The sequence below is a fragment of the Vibrio sp. YT-15 genome (genome assembly GCF_033337445.1).
Classification (GTDB): domain Bacteria; phylum Pseudomonadota; class Gammaproteobacteria; order Enterobacterales; family Vibrionaceae; genus Vibrio; species Vibrio alginolyticus.
In genome coordinates this window covers 1-1,347 of the sequence record NZ_JAWOQR010000083.1, presented here as the reverse complement: position 1 = coordinate 1,347, position 1,347 = coordinate 1, and the positions used below count along the sequence as shown (strand labels likewise).

1 pseudogene is annotated in these 1,347 nt (G+C 46.0%); it reads left to right on the top strand.

The window, feature by feature from the left end:
- A pseudogene (locus tag R7D93_RS25405) lies at positions 1 to 1,347 on the top strand (error-prone DNA polymerase); the annotation flags it as partial.

The window sequence follows — 1,347 nt, the reverse complement described above, 5'->3', positions numbered from 1 at the left end:
TGGTTTGCAACCGGAATCGCTAAAAGGTCAGCAGTTTATCCAACTGGTGAATGAGATCACTGGTTTTCCTCGTCATCTTTCTCAGCATGTCGGCGGCTTCGTGATTTCATCTTGTCCATTATATGAATTGGTGCCCGTTGAAAATGCAGCAATGGAAGATCGAACTATCATTCAATGGGATAAGGACGATCTCGAAAGCTTAGAGCTTCTGAAAGTCGATGTATTGGCGCTCGGGATGCTCAATGCTATCCGTAAATGCTTTCAATTAATTGAGAAACACCATCAGCGATCACTTTCAATTGCTGAGATCACTCGCCGACAAGATGATCCTCATGTGTATCGCATGCTCCAAAAGGCAGACACCGTTGGCGTTTTTCAAATCGAATCTCGCGCGCAAATGAGCATGCTGCCTCGCTTAAAACCAGCTTGTTATTACGACTTAGTTATTCAAATCGCGATCGTACGTCCAGGGCCGATTCAAGGCGACATGGTTCACCCGTTTTTGAAAAGGCGCAACGGCGAAGAGCCTGTCAGCTATCCATCAGAAGCAGTGAAAAGCGTTTTAGAAAGAACCATGGGCGTGCCTATATTCCAAGAACAAGTCATCAAACTTGCCATGGTCGCTGCGGGGTTTAGTGGTGGCGAGGCCGATCAACTTCGTCGAGCCATGGCGTCATGGAAAAAGAATGGTGATTTAGCCAAGTTTAAGCCTAAGCTGCTCAATGGCATGCAAGAGCGAGGTTACGACTTAGCATTTGCGGAGCGCATTTTTGAACAAATTTGTGGCTTTGGTGAATACGGATTTCCAGAAAGTCATTCAGCGTCTTTCGCCGTTTTGGCGTATTGCTCGGCATGGCTAAAATACTACTATTCTGCAGAGTTTTATACGGCACTGTTAAACAGCCAACCAATGGGGTTTTACAGCCCTTCTCAATTGGTGCAAGACGCTCGTCGTCACGGCGTCGAAGTTCTGCCTATCTGTGTCAATCATTCCTATTACCAGCATCATTTGATTCAACGCCCCAATGGCCGACTTGGTGTGCAACTGGGCTTTCGATTGGTTAAAGGCTTTAATGAGGAAGGCGCGACTCGCTTAGTCGAACGACGACCAAAAACGGGCTATCACTCAATACAAGAGGTCAAACAAATCTTGAGAAGTCGTCGCGATATCGAATTATTAGCTTCTGCAAATGCCTTTCAGATCTTATCGGGTAACCGTTATAACGCACGTTGGGCAGCGATGGATTCACTGTCTGATTTGCCTTTGTTTCATCATATCGAAGAGCCAAGCGTTAGCTATCAAGCACAGCCATCTGAATATGAAAGCCTTATTGAAGACTATGCCAG